We start from the raw sequence: 20,673 nt of genomic DNA on the forward strand, positions 1-20,673 counted from the left end.
ATTTTGGCGGATCGCAGTCCAGTTTTTTGTGGGAACGAGGGGCTCAGCCGTGTCTCCGCTTCGCTGCCAACCCCGCCAGGGCTTTTGGCCCTGGACCCTTTCACTTGACGAATGAGCGGGCAAAGCCCCTTCAACCCGCAGCGGCGCGCGCGCGCCGCTGCGGCGAGACACGCGTCCAGATCCAGGCGACCACCGGCCAGAACAGCGCGCCCAGCGTCAGCGCGGCCAGGACCGAGGACACCGGACGCTCGAAGAAGGGCAGGATATCGCCGTCGGATTTGATGAGGCTCGTGATGAAGCTCTGCTCCACCATGCTGCCCATCACGATGCCGAGCACGAGCGCCGCCACCGGATAGCCGTTCTTCTCCATCACGTAGCCGAGACAGCCGAAGGCGCCGACCAGCAGCACGGAGAAGAGGTTGTTTCCCGTGGCGAAGGAGCCCACCGCGCAGAGCAGCAGGATCACCGGCATCACCGAGGCGCGCGGTGCCCGCAGCACGCGCGAGGCGAGGCGGATCATCACGATGCCCAGCGGGATCATGATGATATTGGCCAGGATGAAGATGATGTAGAGCGCGTACATGCTGCCCGCGCGCTCGGTGAAGAGCGTCGGGCCCGGGTTCAGCCCCTTCATGTAGAGCACGCCGATGGCGATGGCGGTGATGGTGTCGCCCGGGATGCCGAAGAGCAGGCTCGGCACCCAGCCCGAGGCCAGCGAGGCGTTGTTGGAGGCGCCCGCCTCCACCAGCCCCTCAGGGTGGCCCGTGCCGAAGAGCTCCGGCGTCTTGGAGAACTTCTTCGACATGGCGTAGCTGACCCAGGCGGCCATGTCGGCGCCGGCGCCCGGCAGCACGCCGATGATGATGCCGACGAAGTTCCCGCGCCACATCGGCCACTGGTACTTCTTGGTGAGCTGCCACTGGTTCGCCAGGATGGAGCCGAACTTCCGGTAGGGCAGCTTGGGCGGCTCGGATGTGCCCATGGCGCGCATCACTTCGCTCACGGCGAAGACGCCGACCAGCGCGGGGATGGGCTCGATGCCGCCGAGCAGGTCCGCGACGCCGAAGGTGAAGCGCGGCGTACCCGCCGGATTCTCCATCCCGATGCAGGAGATGAGCAGGCCGAGCAGCATCGAGGCGATGGCCTTGATCGGCGAGGAGCGCGCGACCAGCGTCGCGCACATCAGGCCCAGCAAAGCGAGCCAGAAATACTCATAGGTGGAGAAGGAAAGCGCGACCTCCGCCAATGCGGGCGCCAGCAGCATGAGCGAGAGCGTGCCCACGATGCCGCCGATGGCGGAGAACCAGAGCCCGGCGCCGAGCGCCAGCTCGGGCTGGCCCTTCCGCGTGCAGGCATAGGCCTCGTCGGTATAGGCGGCGCTCGCCGGCGTGCCGGGGATGCGCAGCAGGGCACCCGGGATATCGCCCGAAAAAATCGCCATCGCCGAGGCGGTGATGATCGTGGCGATCGCCGCGATGGGCGAGAGCCAGAAGGTGACGGGCACCAGCAGCGCCGTCGCCATGGTGGCGGACAGCCCGGGCAGCGATCCCACGACCAGCCCATAGATGGCGGAAGCGAAGATCGCGATGAGCACGTCCGGCGCGGCGACGAGCCGGAAGCCTTCGAGGACTGAATCCATCATCTACCAGGGCGCTCCCAGCAGGCCGTCGGGCAGGGGCACGCGCAGCAGCTTGTAGAAGGCCAGGTGCACGAAGAGGGGCGCGATGATCGCCAGTGGAATGGCCAGCTTCAGGCTCGCCCGCAGCGCCAGCGCGCCGAGGAAGACCATGACCGCGCCGGTCAGCAGGAAGCCCAGCCGGTCGACGGCCAGCATGTAGAAGAGCAGCAGCGCCGGCGGCGTCAGCACGCGCAGGCCGAAGCGGGCCATGATGCTGCCGGAGTTCTCCTCCGGCGCCTCCTCGACCTCGAAGCTGCGGCCGATGCCGAGCACGATCAGCACGCCGCAGGCGATGAGGCCGAAGCCGATGAGCATGGGAAAGGCGGCCGGGCCCACATCCTGGCCCGGCACGGCCGGCAGCCTGGATCCACCCCATGCGGCCGCGGCGCCCAACACCACCAGCGCGCCGCCGGTTATCCGGTCGGATAATTGCACCCCGTCTTCTCCCTCGGCTTTTGCCGCGAGTTTAGGCGAGGCGATATGGAGCGCCAGTCCCAAATTCGTAATCTGGGACGCTTACGCCATTTAAGCGAAGCTGCGCAGCGCCTCCGTCCGCCGCGCTTCCGCCTCGGCGATCTGCCGATGCCAGGAGGCGACCAGCGCCTCGTCGCCCTCGAGCCGCAGCGCCATCCGGGCGGCCATGCGCCGGACCTCCGATGGCGCGGTGCCGCCGGGGATGGTGCGCGCGGCGACGGAGCGCACGGGATCGAGCGCCTCGGCGACCTGCGCCGCGGTCAGGCCCGAGGGCCGGCGCGCGACCTGCAGCGAGGCCGATTCGACGAAGGCGAGATCCGCCTCATGCGCCCGCAGCCCGGCATCCATCAGCTTGCGGACGACGGCGCCGGCGACGTGGTGCGCCGTGCGGAAGTCCATGTTCGCGAAGCGCACCAGCGCGTCGGCGAGGTCGGTCGCCGTCGAGAAGTTGGCGCGCGCGCGCTCCAGCAGCAGCTCGCGCTTCGGCTGCACCGTCGCGGCGGCGATGCCGGCGAGCGCAAGGGCACGCTGCGCCTCGGCCAGCCCCGGCCAGATCAGCGCCTGGGCCTCGCGGTTGCCGTCGATCGTGTTGGTGAAGTGGCTGCCGCGGATGATGGCGCCGGCGGAGGAGAAGCCCGCCACCACATGCGCGGCCTTGGCCTTCAGGTGCTCCAGCACCACCGGGTTCTTCTTCTGCGGCATGATGGAGGAGGTGCCGCAGACGGAATCCGGGAATTCCACCGACGAGAATTCATGCGTCACGAAGACATGCATGTCCTCGGCGAAGCGGCTGAGGGTGAGGCTCATCTGCGCGGCGCCGGCGATCAGCTCGACGGAGAAGTCGCGGCTCGCCACGGCGTCGAGCCCGTGCTCCAGCACGCCGTCGAAGCCCAGCAGCTCCGCCACCATCGCGCGGTCGATCGGGAAGGTCGTGGTGGCCAGCGCGGCCGCGCCCATGGGCGAGAGGTTGAGGCGCCTCCACAGGTCCAGCAGGCGCTCCGCGTCGCGCTCCAGCGCGGAGGCGAGGCCGGTCAGGTAGAAGCCGAAGGTGATGGGCTGCGCGGGCTGGAGATGCGTGTAGCCGGGCATCACGACTTCGGAGAACTCCTCGCCGCGCGTGATGAGCGTGCGGCGCAGCTTCGCCGAGGCGTCCAGCAGGTCCAGCAGGATCTCCCGCGCGCGCAGCCGGTCCAGCGCGGCGGAGAGGTCGTTGCGGCTGCGGGCGATGTGCAGGCGGCCGCCCGCATCGGCGCCGATCAGCTCGACCAGCCGCGCCTCGATGTTGAAGTAAGAATCCTCCAGGGCAGGGTCGGGCGTGATGGCCTCGACGCCCTCCTCGGCGATGCGCAGCAACCCGCCGGCGATCGCCTTGGCCTGTTCCGGCGTGAGGATCCCCTGCTTGGCCAGCATGACGAAATGCGCGGCGTTCAGCGCGCCGAACCAGGGAAAGGTGATGAGCATCTCGCCCGCCAGGCGCGGACGGTAGATATGCTCCAGCACCTCCGGGGCGATGGTTTCGGACAGCCGGCGGCTGACCTTGGATGCGACCGACATGGTGTTCCTCGAGTGGTTTGTTGGTTCAGGCCTGCGCCGCGCCAGGTTTCCTCAGACGCCAGCGGCGTCGGGCGCGCGCACCGCATGCGCGCCCAGCCGCCGCTCCAGCCGGCGCGAGAGCCAGGTGAGCACGGAGCAGATGGCGAAGTAGACGAGCAGCACGAAGGCGTAGACGCCGAAGGCGGGGTTCACGCCGCGCATCACCGTGCTGGTCTCGATGATGAGGCCGCCGGCCTTCAGGAACTCGGTGACGCCGACCAGCGCGCCGAGCGAGGTGGACTGGATGATGAGCGCCAGCAGCCCGGTGAAGGCCGGCAGCATGGCCCGCAGCGCCTGCGGCCAGAGGATCAGCAGGTAGATTTTCCACAGGCGCAGGCCGAGGGCGGTGGCGGCCTCGCGCTGGCCGTGCGGGATGGACTGGAGGCCGCCGCGCACGATCTCCGCGCCGTTGGCCCCGCCCCAGAGCGAGAGGCCGAGCGCCACGGCCGGGAAGGGCTCCAGGGGGATGCCGAGGGCGGGCGCGCCGAAGAAGATCGCGAAGATGGTGACGATCAGCGGGATGTCGCGGAAGACCTCGACATAGAGGGCCGAGAGCGTGCGAATCCACCGGGGCTTCAGCGTGGCCAGCGTGCCGAGCAGCACGCCGATCGCGGTGGAGGCGACCAGCGTCACCGCCGCCAGATAGAGCGTCGAGCGTAGCCCGATCAGCAGCAGGGGCGCGTTGGCCTTGAGGAGGTCGAGCGTGTCCATCATCGGCGGAACGGCGCCTGCAGCCGGTGCTCCAGCACGCGCACCGAGGCGCTGAGCGAGAGCACGAGGGCGAGATAGCCGACCAGCAGCACGGAGAGCATCTCGAAGGCCCGGAAGTCGTTGGCGATGCGCTCGAAGGCGACGGCGGAGAGGTCCTGCAGCCCGATCGCCGACACATAGGCGCTGTTCTTCACCAGCGAGACGCAGGTGTTGAGGATGGAGGGCAGGCTGATGCGCACGGCCAGCGGCAGCCCGACCAGCCGCAGATACTGGAAGCGCGAGAGGCCCAGCGCCCGGGCCGCCTCGCCCAGCCCGCGATGCACGGCGGAAAGCCCGCCGCGCAGGTTCTCCGTCTGGAATGCACCGGCCCAGAGGGTGAGCGACAGCACGCCGCACCAGAAGATCGGCAGCACCAGGCCGATCGTCGGCAGGCCGAAGAAGACGAAGAAGATCTGCACCAGCAGCGGGGTGTTCCGGATGACCTCGACATAGCCCACGAAGATCTGCCGCAGCACCGGCACGTTCAGCACCCGGACGGCGGCGCCGACCATGCCGATGAGGATGGAGAGCACGACCGCGATGGCGCTCACCTGGACCGTCACGACGAGGCCGGCGCGCAGCAGCGGGAGCTGCTGCCGCAGATAGTCGAGGTCGAACTCCATCAGCGCCCCGTCCTCAGCGCGAGGGGGCCCGCGGCGCGTAGTGGGCGTCGATGTAGTACTGGCGGATATCCGGGGCCACCACGGCCTCGATCCACCCGCGGTAGAGGTCTTCCGCCTTCATGCGGGCCACGGCGGCGTTGACCCAGGCCATCCACTCCGGCTCGTTCTTGCGCAGGCCGATGGCGGCGTCGGAGAGCGCGTAGATCTCGCCCACCATGCGCAGGTTCTGGTCGCGCGCGGCGATGACGATCAGCGTCGCGGCGTCACCGGCCAGGGCGTCGCCGCGGCCCTGGAGCAGCGCCTGCAGCCCGTCCGAGATGGTGTTGAGGCGCAGCGTGTTCATGCCCGGCCAATTCGCGTCGAACCACAGCGCCTGGGTCGTGCCGCGCAGCATGATCACGTTGCGGCTGCGCGCGTCGTCCAGCACGCGGATCGGGCTGTCGCGGCGGACCAGCAGGTCGGAGCCGCCCCAGCGATAGGGCTCGGAGAAGTCGATGACGCGCTGGCGCTCGGGCGTGACGCCGAGGGTGGCGATGAGGAAGTCCACGCGGCGGGCATTGAGCTGCGGGATGCGGTTCTCCGCCGTCACGCACTGCAGCTCGACCTTGTCGCGGCTGCCGAAGGCATAGACGGCCATCTGCCGCGCCATCTCCACCTCGACGCCGGCATAGCCGCCATCGGGGCTGCGGAAGCCGTAGGGCGGCTGGTCGCAGCGCACGCCCGCGCGCAGCGTGCCCTGCGACTGTATGGCAGCCGGCAGCGGCGGCATCTGCTGCGCCTGGGCGGCACCCATCCAAAGGCCGGCGCAGGCGGTGAAAGTCGCGAAAAGCTTCTTCATCGTGAGGTCTCCTTGGTGGTGACGGGGATGCCGGGCTTGCCCATGCGCTCGGCGACGACTTCGGAAGGGTTCGCGGCGAAGTCTCGCAGGTGATAGGCGGCGCTGGCCAGGGGCACGAACCAGCTCCGCCCCGCCGGCTCGGGCACGGCCGGGAAGGGGATGTCGGCGAAGAAGGCGCGGCGGTTGGTGCGGCCGAGGATGAGCTGCGCGGCATGCCAGCCGAGAAAGGTCATCAGCGCCACGCCGTTGCCGTTGCAGCCGATCGCGTGATGCACGCCGTCGCGCTCGCCGACATGGGCGATGCGATCCGCCGTCATGCCGACATAACCGCCCCAGACATGGGTGAGCCGGTAGGGTGCAAGTTCGGGAAAAATGCGCAGCATGCGGTCGCGCATGCTCAGCGCGCGGTCGATCGGCTCCGCCGGCAGGGCGCGCGAGCGGCAGCCCAGCAGGATGCGCGTGCCGTCCGGCGAGGGACGCAGGTAGGTCAGCTCCTTGCGGCTGTCCGTCACCATGCGGCCGTTGGGAATGAGCTTCTTCATGAGCTCCGGCGGCAGCGGCTCGGTCGCGATCTGGTAGCTGCGGACGGGGATGATACGCTTGCGCAGCCAGGGGTCGGCACCGTCGGTGTAGCCGTTGGTGGCGTAGAGCACGTGCTTCGCGCGGATATGGCCGCGCTCGGTCTTCACGACGTGGCCGGCGCCGTCCTTCTCCGTGCCGAGCACGCGCGCATGGCTGAATAGCTTCGCGCCGGCACCGCGCGCCGCGCCGCGCAGGGCCTTGGCGAGCTTGGCCGGATGCACGCCGCCGTAATCCTCCACGACGAAGCCGCCATGGAAGTAGTTGGAGCCGACCTCGGACTGCTGCTCCTCGCGCGAGAGGATGCGGATCCTCACGCCGGTCCGCTCATGCAGCGTCTTCGCGTTCTTGTGCAGCGTGGCCAGGTGCGCCGGCGTGAAGGCGCCGAAGAAGCGGCCGCAGAGCTGCATGTCGGCGTCGAGCTTCTCCCGCGTCACCAGGTCCTTCAGGAACTCGAAGGTGGCCTGGCTGTCCTCCAGTGCCGCGACCTGCTTGGCCACCGGCAGGCCCGACAGCGCCTGCGACAGCACCAGCTTCTGGCCGGAGCTGATCATGCCGCCGGAGCGCGAGGAGGCGCCGCCGCCCAGCGGCCCGCCGTCCAGCACCACCGTATCGGCGCCGCCGCGCGCAGCCTCCAGCGCGGCCGAGAGCCCGGCATAGCCGCTGCCGATGATGACGAGGTCCGCGCTTTCAGGGAGCGGGTCGCGCGCCTCCTCGGGCGGGGCCGCGTCCCACCAATAGGGCTCGTCCTTGAAATCGGGGTGAAAGGCCGGGCTGGCCATGCGGCTATCTCCAGAACGAGCGCTTCGCGATGTTCCGCATTGACCCGCAATTGACACCATGCCGTCAAATGCCCCGTATCGCAGTTTCCATGCGACAGAGGCATGGAAAAGCAGGGAACGACCATGGATCTGCGTCAGATCGAGGCATTCCGGGCGGTGGCGCAGCATGGCGGCTTCTCCCGCGCCGCCCGCGCGCTGGATGTGGGCCAGCCCTCCCTCACCCGCTCCGTCGCGCGGCTGGAGGACACGGTCGGCTTCCCGCTCTTCCTGCGCGGCCAGGGCGCCGCGCGCCTCACCCCCGAGGGCGAGGCCTTCCTCCGCGAGGTGGATCGCGCCTTCACCGGGCTCGACCGGCTCCGCGTGGCGGCGCAGGACATCCGCAACTTCGGCACCGGGCGATTGCGCGTGGCCTGCCTGCAATCCCTCTCCGGCGGCCTGATGGCGGGAGCGCTGTCGCGCTTCCTCCGCGACCGGCCGGAGGCCACCGTCTCCTTCCAGGTCCGGCCCTCCATGACGATCTACGAATGGATGGCCACGCGCCAGGCGGACCTGGCCCTGGTGGCGCCGCGCACGGGCTATCCCGCCGTCGAGCAGGAGGAATTTTTATCCGTTCCGGGCGTGCTGATCGTGCCCCGCGGCCATCGTCTGTCCCGGCTGCGGCGGCCCGTGGAGCCGCGCGACATCGCCGACGACCCCTTCCTCGCCCTCGCGCTCGAGGACGGCATGCGGCACATGGCCGAGGAGATCTTCCGGAACGCCGGCATCACGCCGCGGCTGCGGATCGAGACGCCCTACAGCGCGACCCTCTGCCGCCTCGTCGCGGAGGGGCTGGGGGTGGCGCTGGTGAACCCGCTGGTCGCGGCCGACGATTCCAGGGGGCTTGCCATCACCGTCCTGCCGTTCCGGCCGATCGTCCCCTTCCGATACCTGATGCTGCGCCCCGCCGGCGGCATGCGCGACCGGCTCAGCGACGCCTTCGCCAGGGAGCTCCAGGCCGGCGCCGCGAAGGCCATGGAGAGATGGCCATCTTCGCGTTAGGCTCGGTCCACGCGACAGGGAACCCCGACCTCATGAACCGACGCCACATCCTCGGCGCCAGCGCCGCCATGCTCGCCGCCCCGGCGATCGCCCAGACGCAGGGTTCTGCGCAGCACCAGCATCACGGCCCGGCCCTGCGGCCGCTGCCCTCCTCGCCGCAGCCCTATGCGAACGTCTTCGAAGGCGGCGCGCCGCATCACATGACGCCGCAGCAGGAGGCGCAGCGCTTCACCGAGAGCAATGCGCCGGCCGGGCCAGAGGGCCGCTGGATCGCGCGAGCCGACATGCCCATCCCGCGCAGCGAGATGGCCTGGGCCACCGCCTGGGCCGGACGCATGCATGTCGTCGGCGGCTATGGCGAGGGCCGCTTCAACCAAGCCTACCACACGGTCTACGACCCCGGCGCCGACCGCTGGTACGACGCCGCGCCGCTGCCGCGCGGGGCGAACCACGTGGCCGTCGTGGCCGATGCCGGGAAGGTCTATGCGCTGGGCGGCTTCATCCAGCAGAACCGGCTCTGCGACGACCTGGCCTTCGTCTACGACGTCGCCGGCGACCGCTGGAGCGAGATCGCGCGCCTGCCGCGGCCGCGCGCCGCCTCTGCGGCGGTGGTGCTGGGCGGCAAGGTCCATCTCATCGGCGGCGCGACCGATCCGGCCGACGAGCGCGCCAGCATCGGCTGGCACGAGGTCTATGATCCCGCGACCGACCGGTGGGAGCGCCGCCGCCCCCTCCCCGCCGCGCGCGACCATGTCGGCTGCGTGGCGCATAACGGCGTGATCCACGTCGTCGGGGGGCGCTTCAACACCTTCCAGTACAACACGGCCCTGCACCACGTGTACCTGCCGCAGCGCGACACCTGGGAGGTTCGCGCGCCCATGCCGACCGAGCGCTCGGGCCATGGGATGGTGATCTACCGCGACCGCTTCTTCTGCATGGGCGGCGAGGGCGGCATCCTCGAGCGCGGCGTGCCGCGCGATGCGAAGATCTTCGGCCAGATGGAGAGCTACGACCCCGCCACCGACAGCTGGCAGAAGCACGCGCCCATGCTGACGCCGCGCCATGCGGTGGCGGCGACGGCGATCGGCGACTGGGTCTACGTCGCCGGCGGCGGCGCGGTGCTGGGCGGGATGGTGCAGTCGGCCATCCACGAGGCGTTCACCTTGGGGTGACGCTCACTCGCGCTTGAGCGTGTAGAAGAGCGGCATGTGGCGCGGCAGGTCCTTCAGGCCCGCGCGATAGGCCGTCGGCTGCTTCCACCGGCCGGCGGGGACGAAAGCCACGTCCTCCGCATTGGCGAGCTGGAAGTCGCGGCCCATCGCGGCACGCGCCGAGGCCTCGGCCGTCCCGAACCAGGTGTCGCGCAGCGATTCCAGCCGCTGGCTCGCCGGCCAGCCGGACCAGGCCGCGCCGCCATTGCCGCGCAGCGCGAGATGCCCGGCCGGATCCCACAGCTCCAGCCCGGGCAGGAAGGTGGTGAGCACGTTCCAGCCGCCCTGCTCCGGCGGCTCCTTGCGGTTGCGGCGCTGCAGCCAGTTGCCGAAGTCGAGTGCGACGAATTCCACGTTCATGCCGGCGCGGCGGAGCTGGTCCGAGGCCACCTCGGCCAGGGTGTTGATGCCGAAGCTGGTGACCGCCGTGATGAAGACGATTTTTTCCCCGGCATAGCCCGCTTCCTCCAGCGCTTGCTTCGCTGCGTCCGAGGCCAGCGGCGGTCGGATGCCGGCGTCGCTGGCCATGGGCGATTCCGGGACGAAGACGCCGACGCCGTCCTTCCAGAGGTCGCGGTTCGATCCGGCGATGGCCTGCATCATGCCGGCCTGGTCAAGCGCGGCCATGGCGGCCCGGCGGACCGCCGGCCTGTCGAAGGGCGGATGCAGGTGGTTGAAGCGGACGATGCCCATGTTGCCCGCGGGGTTGAAGTCGTCCACCACCACGCGGCGGTCGCGCCGCAGGGTGGGCAGCAGGTCGAGCAGCGGGTCCTCGTACCAGTCGATCTCGCCGGCGCGCAGCGCATTCGCGGCGGTGGCGTGGTCGGGCAGGATGATCCACTCCAGCCGGTCGAAATGCGCGACCTTCGGGCCGGAGGTGAATTCCGGCCGGCCAGGGCGCGGCACGTAGTCGGCGAAGCGCTCGTAGACCGCGCGGGCGCCCTGCACGCGCTCCGCATGGACGAAGCGGAAGGGACCGCTGCCGATGGATTCCGTGACCTGGCGGTTGGCGGGCGTCTGCGCGAGACGCTCGGGCATGATGCAGGGCATGAAGGTGTTCGCCTTGCCGAGCGCATTGGGCAGCAGCGGGAAGGGCCGCTTGAGGCGGAAGCGGATCTCGCGGTCCGACGGCGCGGACAGCTCGTCCGTCGCGGCCATGAGCGTCTGGCCGAAGGCGTCCACCACGGCCCAGCGCCGGATGCTCTGCACGCAGTCGCGCGCGCGGACGGGCTCGCCGTCGTGGAACTTCAGGCCCTCGCGCAGGGTCAGGCGCCATTGCAGCCCGTCATTCTCGACGACATGCCCCTCCACCATCTGCGGCTGGGGATTCAACGCGTTGTCCATGCCGTAAAGCGTGTCGAAGACGGCATTGCCATGGTGCCGCGTGACGAAGACCGAGGACCATATGGGATCCAGCACGCTCAGGTCGTTGTTCGGCCGGAACTTCAGGATCCGCGCGGATTGCGCGTTGATCCCGGGCGCATGCACCGCGGTGGCGAGGGCGGCCCCGGCGGCCAGGACGTCACGGCGGTTCATGCGGGCGGTCTCCTGATTATTGGCGCACTCTCGCGCTGGTGGGGTCATAGGGCGGCTTGAGCGTGGCGCGCGCGGCGTGCCTGACGCCGGCGATCTCCAGCTCGAAGCGCCCCTCGCGAATCCAGGGCTCCGTCACGCCCTCGGGGTTCGAGACGTAGCCAAGGCCGATGGAGCAGCCGAGCGTGTGGCCATACATCGCCGAGGTGATGTGGCCGACGCGCACGCCGTCGCGCCAGATCGGCTCGTTGTGCAGCAGCAGCGGCTCCGGATCGTCCAGCAGGAAGGTCACGAGGCGCCGCGCGTGCGGCTGGCCGCGCAGGGCGAGCAGCGCGTCGCGGCCGAGGAAGCCGCCGGGCTTGTCCCAGGCCACGGCGAAGCCGAGGCCGGCTTGCGGCGGGGTGTCCTCGTCGGTGATGTCGTGGCCCCAGTGGCGATAGGCCTTCTCGATGCGCAGCGAGTTCAGCGCGTGGTAGCCGCAGAGGCGCGGCCCCTGTTCCATCAGCGCCTCGAAGACCCCGGCGGCGAACTCCACGGGCATGTGCAGCTCCCAGCCGAGCTCGCCGACATAGGTGATGCGCGTGGCCCAGACGCGGGCATAGGCGAGGTCGATCTCCTGCGCCGTCGCGAAGGGAAAGGCGGCGCTGGAGAGGTCGGCATCGGTCAGCGCGGCCAGAACTTTTCGCGAGTCCGGTCCCATCAGCGAGAGCGTCGCGTAAGCCGAACTGGCATCCCAGGCGGCCACGCCGTCGGGCAGGTGCTTCTTCAGCCAGCAAAAATCGCGCACCTGCGTCGCGGCCGCGGTGACGATGCGGTAGCGCGTGGCGCTCTCGCGCGTGACGGTCAGGTCGGCCTCGATGCCGCCGCGCTCATTGAGCCATTGGGTGTAGACCACGCGGCCCGGCGCAACGGCGACATCATTGGCGCAGATGCGGTTCAGCGCCGCCTCGGCGCCCTCCCCTTCCACGAGGAACTGCGCGAAGGAGGTCTGGTCGAAGAGGCCCACCGCCTCGCGCACCGCGCAATGCTCCTGCGCCGAGGCCTCGAACCAGTTCTGGCGGCCGTAGGAGTATTCGTACTCCGCCTTCATGCCATCAGGGGCGAACCAGTTCGCGCGCTCCCAGCCCGCGACCTCGCCGAAGACGGCGCCCCTGGCCTTCAGCGCGTCATGGATCGGCGAGCGCCGCACGCCGCGCGCCGTCTCCGGCTGCCGGAAGGGCCAGTGCATCGCGTAGAGCAGGCCCAGCGATTCGACCGTGCGGTCCCGCAGGTAGCGGGCGTTGCGCTGGAAAGGCATGGCGCGGCGGATGTCCACGTCCCAGAGGTCCATGGGCGGATGGCCATCCACGATCCAGTCCGCCAGCACGCGCCCCGCCCCGCCGGCCGACTGGATGCCGATGGAGTTGAAGCCCGCCGCGACGAAGAGGCCCGGCAGCTCCGGCGCCTCGCCCAGCAGATAGCGGTCGTCCGGCGTGAAGCTCTCGGGGCCGTTGAAGAAGAGGCGGATGCCGGCCTCGCCGAGCCTGGGGATGCGCGCCACGGCACGCTCCAGCAACGGCTCCACATGATCCATGTCGTCGGGGAGATGGCCGAAGGCGAAGTCCCTGGGGATGCCGCCCATGCCCCAGGGCTTCGCGACCTCCTCGAACCAGCCGACGAGCAGCTTGCCGGTCTCGGGCTTCACATAGGTGAAGTTGTCGGGGTCGCGCAGCACCGGGAGGTTGCTGGGCAGGTCCGGCATGTTCTCGGTGACGACATAGAAGTGCTCGGCCGCATGCAGCGGCACCGTGACGCCCGCCTTCGCCGCGAGGCCATGCGCCCACATGCCCGCGCAGTTCACGACGATCTCGGCCTGGACCGGCCCGCGATCGGTCATCACGCCCGTGGCGCGCCCGTTCTTCTGCAGGATCTCCGTGACGTGGACGCCCTCCTCGATCCGCGCGCCCTTCTGCCGCGCGCCGCGGGCGAGGGCCTGCGTCGTGTCGATCGGATTCACATAGCCGTCGCCCGGCAGGTGCACGGCGCCGACCAGATCCTTGGCATCCATCAGCGGCCACAGCGCGGCGGCCTCGGACGGGCCGAGCACCCGCACCTCCAGCCCGAAGCAGCTCGCCATGGAGGCGCCGCGCTTCAGCTCCTCGAAGCGCGCCTCGCTGGTCGCCAGCGCCAGCGAGCCGGCCTGGCGATAGCCCGTCGCCTGCCCGGTCTCGGCCTCCAGCCCCTGGTAGAGACCGCTCGTATACTGCGCGAGCCGCGTCAGGTTCTGCGTCGCGCGCAGCTGGCCCACGAGCCCGGCCGCATGCCAGGTGGTGCCGCTGGTGAGCTGCTTCTGCTCCAGCAGGAGCACGTCGCCCCAGCCGCGCCGCGTGAGATGATAGGCGAGGCTGCACCCCACCACGCCGCCGCCCACGATGACGACGCGCGCACGTTCCGGAAGATCACTCATATCGGTTACAGATGGTCCCTCGGCATGGTCCAGCTCCAGTCGCGGGAGAAGACTTCCGCCCCGCCCTCGCGCGCCTTCAGCGACATGCGGCAGTGGAAGTTCTTCGCGTCCGAAGTCAGCTCGGTGTCGATGTCCGTCGCGACGTTCCAGGCGCCGCGGCTGAACTTCCAGCGCAGCGCGATCTCGACGCCGGCCGTGGTCGGGTCGGCATCGGTGATGCGGTATTCCTCGCGCGCGGAGGAGGCGACGGTCCAGTCGATGCCGTCGAGGCGATAGGCGCCGTTCTCCTCCTCGATGATCAGCCGCGTCTCGTTGGTGGCGACATCCTTCACGATGCGCCGTGCGCGCTTCACCGGCGCGACCTCGCTGCGCGCCGGCGGCGGGAAGGCGCGCGGCGGGCCGAAGGGATTCCAGCCTTCCGGCGTCACCTGATCCACCAGCTTCGGCAGGCTCAGCTGCGTGGCACCCGTGAAGACGGTGAGCGTGACGGGCTCCGGCGAGGGCCAGGCGATCGGCCAGTAGCTGGTGGAGAGCGCCAGCCGGATCCTGTGCCCCTTGAGGAAGCGGTAGCCGCGCACGTCCATCTTCAGCTTGAACCTGTAGCGCTTCCCCGGCTCCAGCGGCTTCGGGTTCCGCTCGTCCTCCAGCTGCGTGAGGTTGTGCAGGCTGAGCCAGGCGCGGCCCGAGCTGCCGTCCGGCTTCACGTCGCAGATGCGGGCGACGAGCATCGCAGCGGGGCGGTCCACCGCCATCTCGATCTCGAGCTCCGGCGCACCGAGGCAGTCGAGGTCGAATTCCAGCGGCGCGGAATCGAAGCAGAGCGACTTGCCGTCGTCCTCGCGCTGATCGCCGGGAAGCTCGGCGCCGGGCGCATAGGCGAACCAGGGCATGATCTCGCCGGAAGCGAGGCCCAGGGATTGCGGCGAGAGATGCGTCAGCGTGGCCTCGGCCGGCGCCGTGTCGGTCAGACGCCCCTGTGCCAGGAAGAAGTTTTCGTAATTCGGCGCCGCCGGCGGCCAGGACGAGACACCGACCCAGCGGCCCGGCGTCTGCGGATAGAACTCCGTCGTCGGCACGTCCTCGATGAGGAAGGCCGTGAAGGGCGGACGGTCCGCCTGCGGCGCTTCGCCGCGCAGGTGCTCGCCGAACCAGGCCACCGCATCGCCCAGAAAATCGATCGCCGGGCCCGGCTGCGCCTGGTGCGGATACTTGTGGCACCAGGGGCCCAGCGTGCCGCGTCGCGGCGCGTCCAGCGCGCCCATCAGATAGGGCACGGTCTGCGCGTAGTTGCTGTCGGCCTGGCCGGAGAACATGCAGAAGGCCGCCGTGATCGCCTTCGGGTCCTTGAGCTGGTGCTTGTCCCAGTGCGCGTCGCGGCGCTGGCGGCCGATGGTGGTGAGCGCGTGCGGCGCCATGGTCTCCAGCCGCTCCAGCCACATCTCCCGCCACGTCTCGCCCACGACGTCCGGATCGGGCGGGCGCGAGGTGAAGCCGGTGCAGGCGGCGGCCCAGGCCATGTTCTCGTTCAGGATGACGCCGTTCTTGCGCGCCATGCCGACATTGTAGCGGTCATGGCTGAAGGCGGTGGCGACCACGGCCTCCAGCCCCGGCGGCCGCTGCTCCGCGGCCAGCAGCGCGTTGATGCCGCCCCAGGAGAGGCCGATCATCCCCAGATGCCCGTCGCACCAGGGCTGCGCCTTCATCCAGGCCAGGACCTCGACCGTATCGGCGTAGGTCTGGTGCGGATCGTCGATGCCCTCGGAGTCGCCCGTGCCGCGCATGTCCACGCGCACGCCCGCGAAGCCGGCCTGGGCGAGGAAGCCGTGGATGCCCCAGTCGCGCGTCGCGGTGTGGTCGCGCTTGCGGTAGGGGATGATCTCCAGCACCGCCGGGACCGGCTTCGCCGCCCCTTCCGGCTGCCAGAGCGAGGCGGAGAGCCTGATGCCGTCGGACATCGGCACCCAGACATGGGCGGTGTGGGCGACCTTGGGCTCGGTCGCGACCGAAACATCCATTCCTGGGACTCCCATCCGGCCCTTGCATCGGGGCGGGCTTATGCGGCAACGAGGGAGCCTAGAGATGGGTCAACACTTCACGCAAGTGAAAAAATGAACGACGAATTTCATGAACTGCCGAAGCGCCGGAAGGCCGGGGATCCGCAGCCCGACGGCATGCAGATCGGCGGCCAGATCCGCGAGCTGCGGAAAGCCAAGGGCATGACCCTCCAGGCGCTGTCCGATGGCTCGGGCCTGTCCATCGGCTATCTGAGCCAGCTGGAGCGCGGCCGCTCGACGCTGACCATCGGCAATCTCAAGCTGCTGGCCGACCAGCTCGGCGTGCACATGAACTGGTTCTTCCTCCCCGCGCCGGAGCCGCCGCCGGAGGAGCTGGGCGTGGTCGTCCGGAAGAACCGCCGGCGGAAGCTCTCCTTCACCAATCTCGGCATCGAGGAGGAGCTGCTCTCGCCCAACCTCGCGGGACCGCTGGAGCTGCTGCTGAGCACGCTGGAGCCCGGCGCCGACAGCGGCGACTACAGCCACGAGGGCGCGGAGGCCGGCCTCGTGATCCAGGGCGAGCTGGAGCTCTGGGTGGGCGGGGCGTGCTTCCGGCTGGAGACGGGCGACAGCTTTTCCTTCCGCAGCACCGAGGTGCATCGCTGCCGGAATCCGGGGAGCGAGCGCACCCAGGTGGTCTGGGTGATCACGCCGCCGAGCTACTGAGGCCCTTCAGGCCGCGCGGGCGCCGGAGATGCGCACGAGCTCCTGCCAGAAGGGCCGCTCGCGATCGGCGCGGGCCAGCATCTCGGGGCCCGTCGTGCCGCGCAGCGTGGCGCCGGCCTCGGTGAAGCGCCGGCCCACCTCGGGCTTGCGGCCGGCTTCCTGGAGGGTCGCCGAGATCGCCTCGGCGATCGGCTGCGGCGTCCCCTTCGGCGCGACGAAGCCGGCCCAGACGGTGACCACGAATTCCCGCTGGCCCACCTCCGGCATGGTCGGCAGGTTCGGCAGCAGGGGCGAGCGGTCCTCGGCCGCGATGGCCAGCGCGCGCATCTGCCCGCCGCGCACCATGGGCAGCCAGCTCGCGAGGTTGTCGATGGCGAAATGCACGTCGCCGCGCAGCATGGCCGGGCCGGACTCGCCCATGCCGCGGAAAGGCAGGTGCGTGACCTTGATGCCGTTGCGCAGGCCGAAGAGCTCGCCGAGCAGATGCGCGCTGGTGCCGATGCCGGGGCTGCTGAAGACGAGGCCGTTGGGCTGCGCGCGGCCCCAGGCGATGAACTCCTCGACGTTGCGCGCCGGCACGACGCTCGCCGGCACGAGCAGGATGTTCGCCATCTCCCAGCACAGCGAGATGTAGGAGAAATCCTCGCGCGGGTTGTAGCTCATGGAGGGGTAGAGGAAGGGGTTGATGACCCATTGGCTGACGGTCGCCGCGGCCAGCGTGTAGCCGTCGGCCGGGCTCTTGGCCGCAACGTCGAGGCCGATATTCCCGCCCGCGCCCGCGCGGTTCTCGATGACGAAGGGCTGACCGAACTTCGCGGAGAGCTCCGCGGCCATGATGCGCGTCAGCACGTCGGCCGAGCCGCCGGGCGGGTTGGGCACGATGACGCGGACGGGGCGCGTCGGATACTCGGCCGCATGCAGCGCGGGCGCGGCAAGGGTCGCGAGGCCGGTGCCGAGCAGCGCACGGCGGGGCAGATTCGTCATGGAGGCATTCCTGCTTCGTCGTGGAACGAAGCCGTGCAGCCCGGCGGTATCCCTTGTCGCCGGCCGCTTGCGGGCCGGTCGCGTTCAGTCCGACTGCACCTTCACGCCGCCGGCCTCGCGGATGTGGTCGTAGTTCTGGCGCTGGAACCACATCTGATAGTCCATGTAGCTGATCGGCTCGTAGCGCGGCGGGTTGTCCGCGCTCGTGCAGGTCGGCAGGCAGGTCATCCTGTAGTCGATATCAGCGTCGAAGAAGAACGGGATCGAGTAGCGCTCCCGGCCCGAGCGGTTGATCACGCGATGCGGCGTGGCGATGAAGCGATCGTTGGTCCAGCGGCGCAGCAGCTCGCCGGAATTGATCAGGAAGGTGCCGGGGATGGTCGGCGCGTCGATCCAGCGGCCGGAGCGGGTGCGGATCGAGAGGCCCGAGACCTTGTTCTGCGCCAGCACCGTCATGAAGGTGCTGTCGACATGCGGCGCGATGCCGAACTCGTTCTCCTCCACCACGTCCTGGCGCGGGTAGTAGGCGAGGCGCAGCGTGTATTGCGGCTCGGTGAAGGCCTGCGCGAACCAGTCGGGCGGCAGGTCGAGCGCGGTCGCATAGATGGGCAGCATGCGCAGCGCCAGGCCCTCGACGGCGTCACAATAGCCGACGCAGGTCTCGCGGAATCCGGGCAGATTCTCGGGCCATTGATTCTGGCTGCGGTACAGCTTTCCCGCGATCACGTCCGGGTGATCCGCCGGGAGGTCCCGCTTCATGAGAAAGCCCTGGAGCAGGTTGGGCTTGTTGTTCGCGTTGAGGTCGGAATGGCGCGTGGTGGAGCCGCGCATCGGCAGATAGCCGACGTTATGCTTGTTGGCCTTCAGCGCCATCTTCACGTCGAGCGGCAGCGCATGAAAGCGTTCGGCCTCGCCGAAGGTGGCGTCGATCAGCGATGGCGGGACGTCGTGGCCGGCGAGGAACCAGAAGCCCACATCCTCATAGGCATGGCGCAGCTGCGCGGCCGCCGCCTCCACCGCGCCGGGCGTTCCGGCCAGCACGCCGGAGACATCGATGACGGGAATCTCGTCATCGGAGGGGAGGATGGCGGGGCTCGCCAGATCGGCCTGATCCATGGCGAGGAGCCTCGCCATGGGGCATTTGTCTGTCAAGCAGGCAAAGGCGAGAGGACGCTCACCGCCGGGCCCGCATCTGCCGCGTTTTCGCGCATGGCGGCCGTCGCCCCGGCGCCGAGCGTGAGGAGGTGCCAGAGGATGGCCCCGACCTTGCCGGTGGCGGTGCGCAGCTCGGCCGCATCCGTCAGCGCCCGCGTGTCGGCGCCGGTGAGGATCTGCGAGACCCGGCAATCCGGCTCGTTGAAGCCGGCGATGGTCCGCAGCGCCGGCACGCCCCTGGCGGCGAAGTTCGCGTGGTCCGAGCTGACCGACATGAGGTCGCTCACCGCGACCTCGGCACCGGAGCGCACCACCTCCGCGGCGAGGCCCGGATAGCCCGAGGTCAGCGCCGTCAGGTTGGGGCTGCCGACGATGCTGTCCAGATTCACATTGGCCGCCATGGCCGCGATCTCCGCCGGCGGCAGCGCGCCCAGCCAGGCGCGCGAGCCCGAGAGCGACCACTCCTCCGCGCCGAAGACGCAGACCTTCAGCCCGCGCTCCGCCCGGCCCAGCAGCGGCTTCGCGGCCCGCGCGAGGGCCAGCACGCCGGCCACGCCGGAGCCGTTGTCGATGGCGCTCTCGCCCGGCAGGTGCCCGTCGAGATGCGCCGAGAGCACGACATGCCCAGGCCCGCGCCCGGGCAGGGTGACGATCAGGTTGCGCGTGGTCGCCACTGCGCTGCTTCCCTGCAGGAAGAAGCGCGCGCGGCCGGCCGCGAGCATGCGGCGCGCGCCCTCGGCGCTCACGCCGAAGCCGGGGACGGGACAGAGGTTGGCGCCGCCGGAGACGGGGTTGTCGGGATGCACCATCACCACGGCGGCCGCGCCCGCGGCGACGGCCGCGTGCAGCTTCACGCGGCGATGGATGGTCCCGCTCGCGAAGGCGTATTCATGGGCGAGCAGCACCGCCTTGCCCCTGATGGCCCCGCCCGCGGCCGCCACATCCGCCGGCGCGCCGCGGCCGAGGTCCAGCACCTCCAGCTCGATCCCATCCTTCGGGGTTGAGACGGAACCGATGAGGGGAAGCGCCGGGATCTCGGCGCCATCCGGCGTCGCGACGCGAAGACTGTCGAGCGACCAGCCGTGATAGCGCGTCGGCGCCTCCTGGACGGGGCCGAGCGCGCCCAGCCGCTCCGCCACGAAATCGAAGGCGGCGGCGCAGCTCGGCGTGCCCTGGAGACGGCCGCCGAAGCCGCAGATCGCGTCGAAATCCGACCAGAGCCCGGCATCCGCGTTCAGGCCGGCGAGAAAGGCTTGGCGGCTCATCGGACGGTCGCCCCGGCGGCCTGGGCCACCCGGGCCCAGTTGCGGAACTCCGCCGCGAGGAGCTCGCCGAAGGGCCCCGGCCCGCGCGGCCGCGGCTCGACGCCGAGCGTGGCGAAGCGCGCGGTCACGGTGGCGTCGCTCAGGGCCAGGTCCAGCGCCGCGCTCAGCCGCGCGATCACGGCGGGCGGCGTGCTGCGCGGCCCCAGCAGGCCCCACCAGTTGGCCGAGACCATGTCGACGCCCTGCTCGCGGAAGGTCGGCACGTTCGGCAGCGCGGCCAGCCGCTCCGTCGCCGCGACGGCGATCGGCCGGACCGAGCCGTCGCTGAGCGGCCCCGCGGCCGCGAGCGTGCTGGAGAAGATCGCGGCCAGCTGCCCCGCCGCCACGTCCAGCAGCGCCGGGCCGGAGCCGCGATAGGGCACGATGGTGAACTTCACGCCGCCGAGCTGCGCCAGCCATTCCGGCAGGAGATGCGTGAGGCTGCCGGGGCCGGAGCTGCCGAAGGTGACCACGTCGGGCTGCGCCCGCGCCATCGCGAGGAATCCCTGGAGGTCGCGCGCCGGATGCCGGCCGTTCACCATCAGGATCATGGTCACGGCGCCGATGAGGCCGACCGGCACGAAATCGTTCACGGCGTCGTAGGGCACGCGCGGCTGCACGGCGGGGATGATGGTGTGCGGGCTGTCGGCGACGAAGAAGGTGTGCCCGTCATCCGCCCGCGCCACGTATTCCGCGCCGACCATGGAGCCGCCGCCCGCGCGGTTCTCCACCACGACAGCCTGGCCGAGCTCGGCGGAGATGACGTTCTGCACCGCCCGCGCCAGCACGTCGGAGGGCCCACCGGCCGCATAGGGCACGACGAAACGGATGGGCCGCGTCGGCCAGGACTGCGCCCGCGCCACCGCCGGCAGAACGAGGGGAGCCGCAAGAAGGCTCCGGCGAGGCACAGTCATCATAAACTCCGTTGGCAAAGGCGCAAACTGCCCCAAGGCAGCGCGCCGTGC

Annotated in this window: 17 protein-coding genes; 3 read left to right on the top strand and 14 right to left on the bottom strand. The window is 70.3% G+C overall.

Features of this window, described 5'->3' with window-relative positions; genetic code table 11:
- Positions 1-130 precede the first annotated feature (130 nt).
- From AC1ROY_RS19455 to AC1ROY_RS19485, 7 genes are all read right to left on the bottom strand, one after another.
- On the bottom strand, positions 131-1,642 hold the full coding sequence (locus AC1ROY_RS19455) for a tripartite tricarboxylate transporter permease (RefSeq protein ID WP_493150527.1): 1,512 nt from the start codon (positions 1,640-1,642) through the stop codon (positions 131-133).
- Positions 1,643-2,113 (bottom strand): tripartite tricarboxylate transporter TctB family protein, encoded by a 471-nt coding sequence (locus tag AC1ROY_RS19460; protein ID WP_493150528.1) that lies wholly within the window; start codon positions 2,111-2,113, stop codon positions 1,643-1,645.
- Between the two features lie 90 nt (positions 2,114-2,203).
- Entirely contained in the window at positions 2,204-3,706 is a 1,503-nt protein-coding gene (gene argH, locus AC1ROY_RS19465) for an argininosuccinate lyase (RefSeq protein WP_493150529.1), read from the bottom strand.
- 51 nt (positions 3,707-3,757) lie between these two features.
- Positions 3,758-4,459, bottom strand: a complete 702-nt coding sequence (locus AC1ROY_RS19470) for an amino acid ABC transporter permease (RefSeq protein ID WP_493150530.1) — start codon at positions 4,457-4,459, stop codon at positions 3,758-3,760.
- Positions 4,456-5,118 (bottom strand): amino acid ABC transporter permease, encoded by a 663-nt coding sequence (locus AC1ROY_RS19475; RefSeq protein WP_493150531.1) that lies wholly within the window; start codon positions 5,116-5,118, stop codon positions 4,456-4,458. The genes AC1ROY_RS19470 and AC1ROY_RS19475 overlap by 4 nt, the downstream gene beginning before the upstream one ends.
- A 13-nt stretch (positions 5,119-5,131) precedes the next feature.
- Positions 5,132-5,956, bottom strand: coding sequence for a transporter substrate-binding domain-containing protein (locus tag AC1ROY_RS19480; protein WP_493150532.1), 825 nt, complete (start codon positions 5,954-5,956; stop codon positions 5,132-5,134).
- On the bottom strand, positions 5,953-7,317 hold the full coding sequence (locus AC1ROY_RS19485) for an NAD(P)/FAD-dependent oxidoreductase (protein WP_493150533.1): 1,365 nt from the start codon (positions 7,315-7,317) through the stop codon (positions 5,953-5,955). Before AC1ROY_RS19485 ends, AC1ROY_RS19480 begins: the two co-directional genes overlap by 4 nt.
- Before the next feature lie 123 nt (positions 7,318-7,440).
- Between AC1ROY_RS19485 and AC1ROY_RS19490 the strand changes: the two genes are divergently transcribed.
- On the top strand, positions 7,441-8,355 hold the full coding sequence (locus tag AC1ROY_RS19490) for a LysR substrate-binding domain-containing protein (protein ID WP_493150534.1): 915 nt from the start codon (positions 7,441-7,443) through the stop codon (positions 8,353-8,355).
- A gap of 32 nt (positions 8,356-8,387) precedes the next feature.
- Positions 8,388-9,527, top strand: a complete 1,140-nt coding sequence (locus AC1ROY_RS19495; protein ID WP_493150535.1) for a Kelch repeat-containing protein — start codon at positions 8,388-8,390, stop codon at positions 9,525-9,527.
- A gap of 3 nt (positions 9,528-9,530) precedes the next feature.
- Here the strand turns inward: AC1ROY_RS19495 and AC1ROY_RS19500 are convergent, their stop codons facing one another.
- Genes AC1ROY_RS19500 through AC1ROY_RS19510 form a run of 3 tightly spaced genes read right to left on the bottom strand, consistent with a single transcriptional unit; the run spans position 9,531 to position 15,560 of the window.
- On the bottom strand, positions 9,531-11,102 hold the full coding sequence (locus AC1ROY_RS19500) for an ABC transporter substrate-binding protein (protein ID WP_493150536.1): 1,572 nt from the start codon (positions 11,100-11,102) through the stop codon (positions 9,531-9,533).
- A gap of 16 nt (positions 11,103-11,118) precedes the next feature.
- Complete coding sequence (locus AC1ROY_RS19505; protein ID WP_493150537.1) at positions 11,119-13,545, bottom strand: GcvT family protein; 2,427 nt, start codon at positions 13,543-13,545, stop codon at positions 11,119-11,121.
- 5 nt (positions 13,546-13,550) lie between these two features.
- Positions 13,551-15,560 (bottom strand): CocE/NonD family hydrolase, encoded by a 2,010-nt coding sequence (locus AC1ROY_RS19510; protein ID WP_493150538.1) that lies wholly within the window; start codon positions 15,558-15,560, stop codon positions 13,551-13,553.
- Between the two features lie 93 nt (positions 15,561-15,653).
- Between AC1ROY_RS19510 and AC1ROY_RS19515 the strand changes: the two genes are divergently transcribed.
- Positions 15,654-16,265 (top strand): helix-turn-helix domain-containing protein, encoded by a 612-nt coding sequence (locus tag AC1ROY_RS19515; RefSeq protein ID WP_493150539.1) that lies wholly within the window; start codon positions 15,654-15,656, stop codon positions 16,263-16,265.
- 6 nt (positions 16,266-16,271) lie between these two features.
- Here the strand turns inward: AC1ROY_RS19515 and AC1ROY_RS19520 are convergent, their stop codons facing one another.
- The 4 genes from AC1ROY_RS19520 to AC1ROY_RS19535 all read right to left on the bottom strand — a co-directional run bounded on the left by AC1ROY_RS19520 (position 16,272) and on the right by AC1ROY_RS19535 (position 20,622).
- On the bottom strand, positions 16,272-17,249 hold the full coding sequence (locus AC1ROY_RS19520; protein WP_493150540.1) for a Bug family tripartite tricarboxylate transporter substrate binding protein: 978 nt from the start codon (positions 17,247-17,249) through the stop codon (positions 16,272-16,274).
- An 84-nt stretch (positions 17,250-17,333) separates the two neighbouring features.
- Complete coding sequence (locus AC1ROY_RS19525; RefSeq protein ID WP_493150541.1) at positions 17,334-18,365, bottom strand: isopenicillin N synthase family dioxygenase; 1,032 nt, start codon at positions 18,363-18,365, stop codon at positions 17,334-17,336.
- A 32-nt stretch (positions 18,366-18,397) separates the two neighbouring features.
- The gene (locus AC1ROY_RS19530; RefSeq protein WP_493150542.1) at positions 18,398-19,669 is read right to left on the bottom strand and encodes a M28 family peptidase; all 1,272 of its coding nucleotides are present in this window, start codon (positions 19,667-19,669) and stop codon (positions 18,398-18,400) included.
- Positions 19,666-20,622, bottom strand: a complete 957-nt coding sequence (locus AC1ROY_RS19535; RefSeq protein ID WP_493150543.1) for a Bug family tripartite tricarboxylate transporter substrate binding protein — start codon at positions 20,620-20,622, stop codon at positions 19,666-19,668. The genes AC1ROY_RS19530 and AC1ROY_RS19535 overlap by 4 nt, the downstream gene beginning before the upstream one ends.
- Positions 20,623-20,673: the final 51 nt, after the last annotated feature.

The sequence above is a fragment of the Roseococcus sp. GW821-FHT12F05 genome (genome assembly GCF_058806835.1).

What these genes read in the sequence shown, in the direction of transcription:
- AC1ROY_RS19455 (WP_493150527.1), bottom strand. Translation starts at nt 1,642, where the DNA reads ATGATGGATTCAGTCCTCGAAGGCTTCCGGCTCGTCGCCGCGCCGGAC.
- argH (WP_493150529.1), bottom strand. Translation starts at nt 3,706, where the DNA reads ATGTCGGTCGCATCCAAGGTCAGCCGCCGGCTGTCCGAAACCATCGCC.
- AC1ROY_RS19470 (WP_493150530.1), bottom strand. Translation starts at nt 4,459, where the DNA reads ATGATGGACACGCTCGACCTCCTCAAGGCCAACGCGCCCCTGCTGCTG.
- AC1ROY_RS19475 (WP_493150531.1), bottom strand. Translation starts at nt 5,118, where the DNA reads ATGGAGTTCGACCTCGACTATCTGCGGCAGCAGCTCCCGCTGCTGCGC.
- AC1ROY_RS19480 (WP_493150532.1), bottom strand. Translation starts at nt 5,956, where the DNA reads ATGAAGAAGCTTTTCGCGACTTTCACCGCCTGCGCCGGCCTTTGGATG.
- AC1ROY_RS19485 (WP_493150533.1), bottom strand. Translation starts at nt 7,317, where the DNA reads ATGGCCAGCCCGGCCTTTCACCCCGATTTCAAGGACGAGCCCTATTGG.
- AC1ROY_RS19490 (WP_493150534.1), top strand. Translation starts at nt 7,441, where the DNA reads ATGGATCTGCGTCAGATCGAGGCATTCCGGGCGGTGGCGCAGCATGGC.
- AC1ROY_RS19495 (WP_493150535.1), top strand. Translation starts at nt 8,388, where the DNA reads ATGAACCGACGCCACATCCTCGGCGCCAGCGCCGCCATGCTCGCCGCC.
- AC1ROY_RS19500 (WP_493150536.1), bottom strand. Translation starts at nt 11,102, where the DNA reads ATGAACCGCCGTGACGTCCTGGCCGCCGGGGCCGCCCTCGCCACCGCG.
- AC1ROY_RS19505 (WP_493150537.1), bottom strand. Translation starts at nt 13,545, where the DNA reads ATGAGTGATCTTCCGGAACGTGCGCGCGTCGTCATCGTGGGCGGCGGC.
- AC1ROY_RS19510 (WP_493150538.1), bottom strand. Translation starts at nt 15,560, where the DNA reads ATGGATGTTTCGGTCGCGACCGAGCCCAAGGTCGCCCACACCGCCCAT.
- AC1ROY_RS19515 (WP_493150539.1), top strand. Translation starts at nt 15,654, where the DNA reads ATGAACGACGAATTTCATGAACTGCCGAAGCGCCGGAAGGCCGGGGAT.
- AC1ROY_RS19520 (WP_493150540.1), bottom strand. Translation starts at nt 17,249, where the DNA reads ATGACGAATCTGCCCCGCCGTGCGCTGCTCGGCACCGGCCTCGCGACC.
- AC1ROY_RS19525 (WP_493150541.1), bottom strand. Translation starts at nt 18,365, where the DNA reads ATGGATCAGGCCGATCTGGCGAGCCCCGCCATCCTCCCCTCCGATGAC.
- AC1ROY_RS19530 (WP_493150542.1), bottom strand. Translation starts at nt 19,669, where the DNA reads ATGAGCCGCCAAGCCTTTCTCGCCGGCCTGAACGCGGATGCCGGGCTC.
- AC1ROY_RS19535 (WP_493150543.1), bottom strand. Translation starts at nt 20,622, where the DNA reads ATGACTGTGCCTCGCCGGAGCCTTCTTGCGGCTCCCCTCGTTCTGCCG.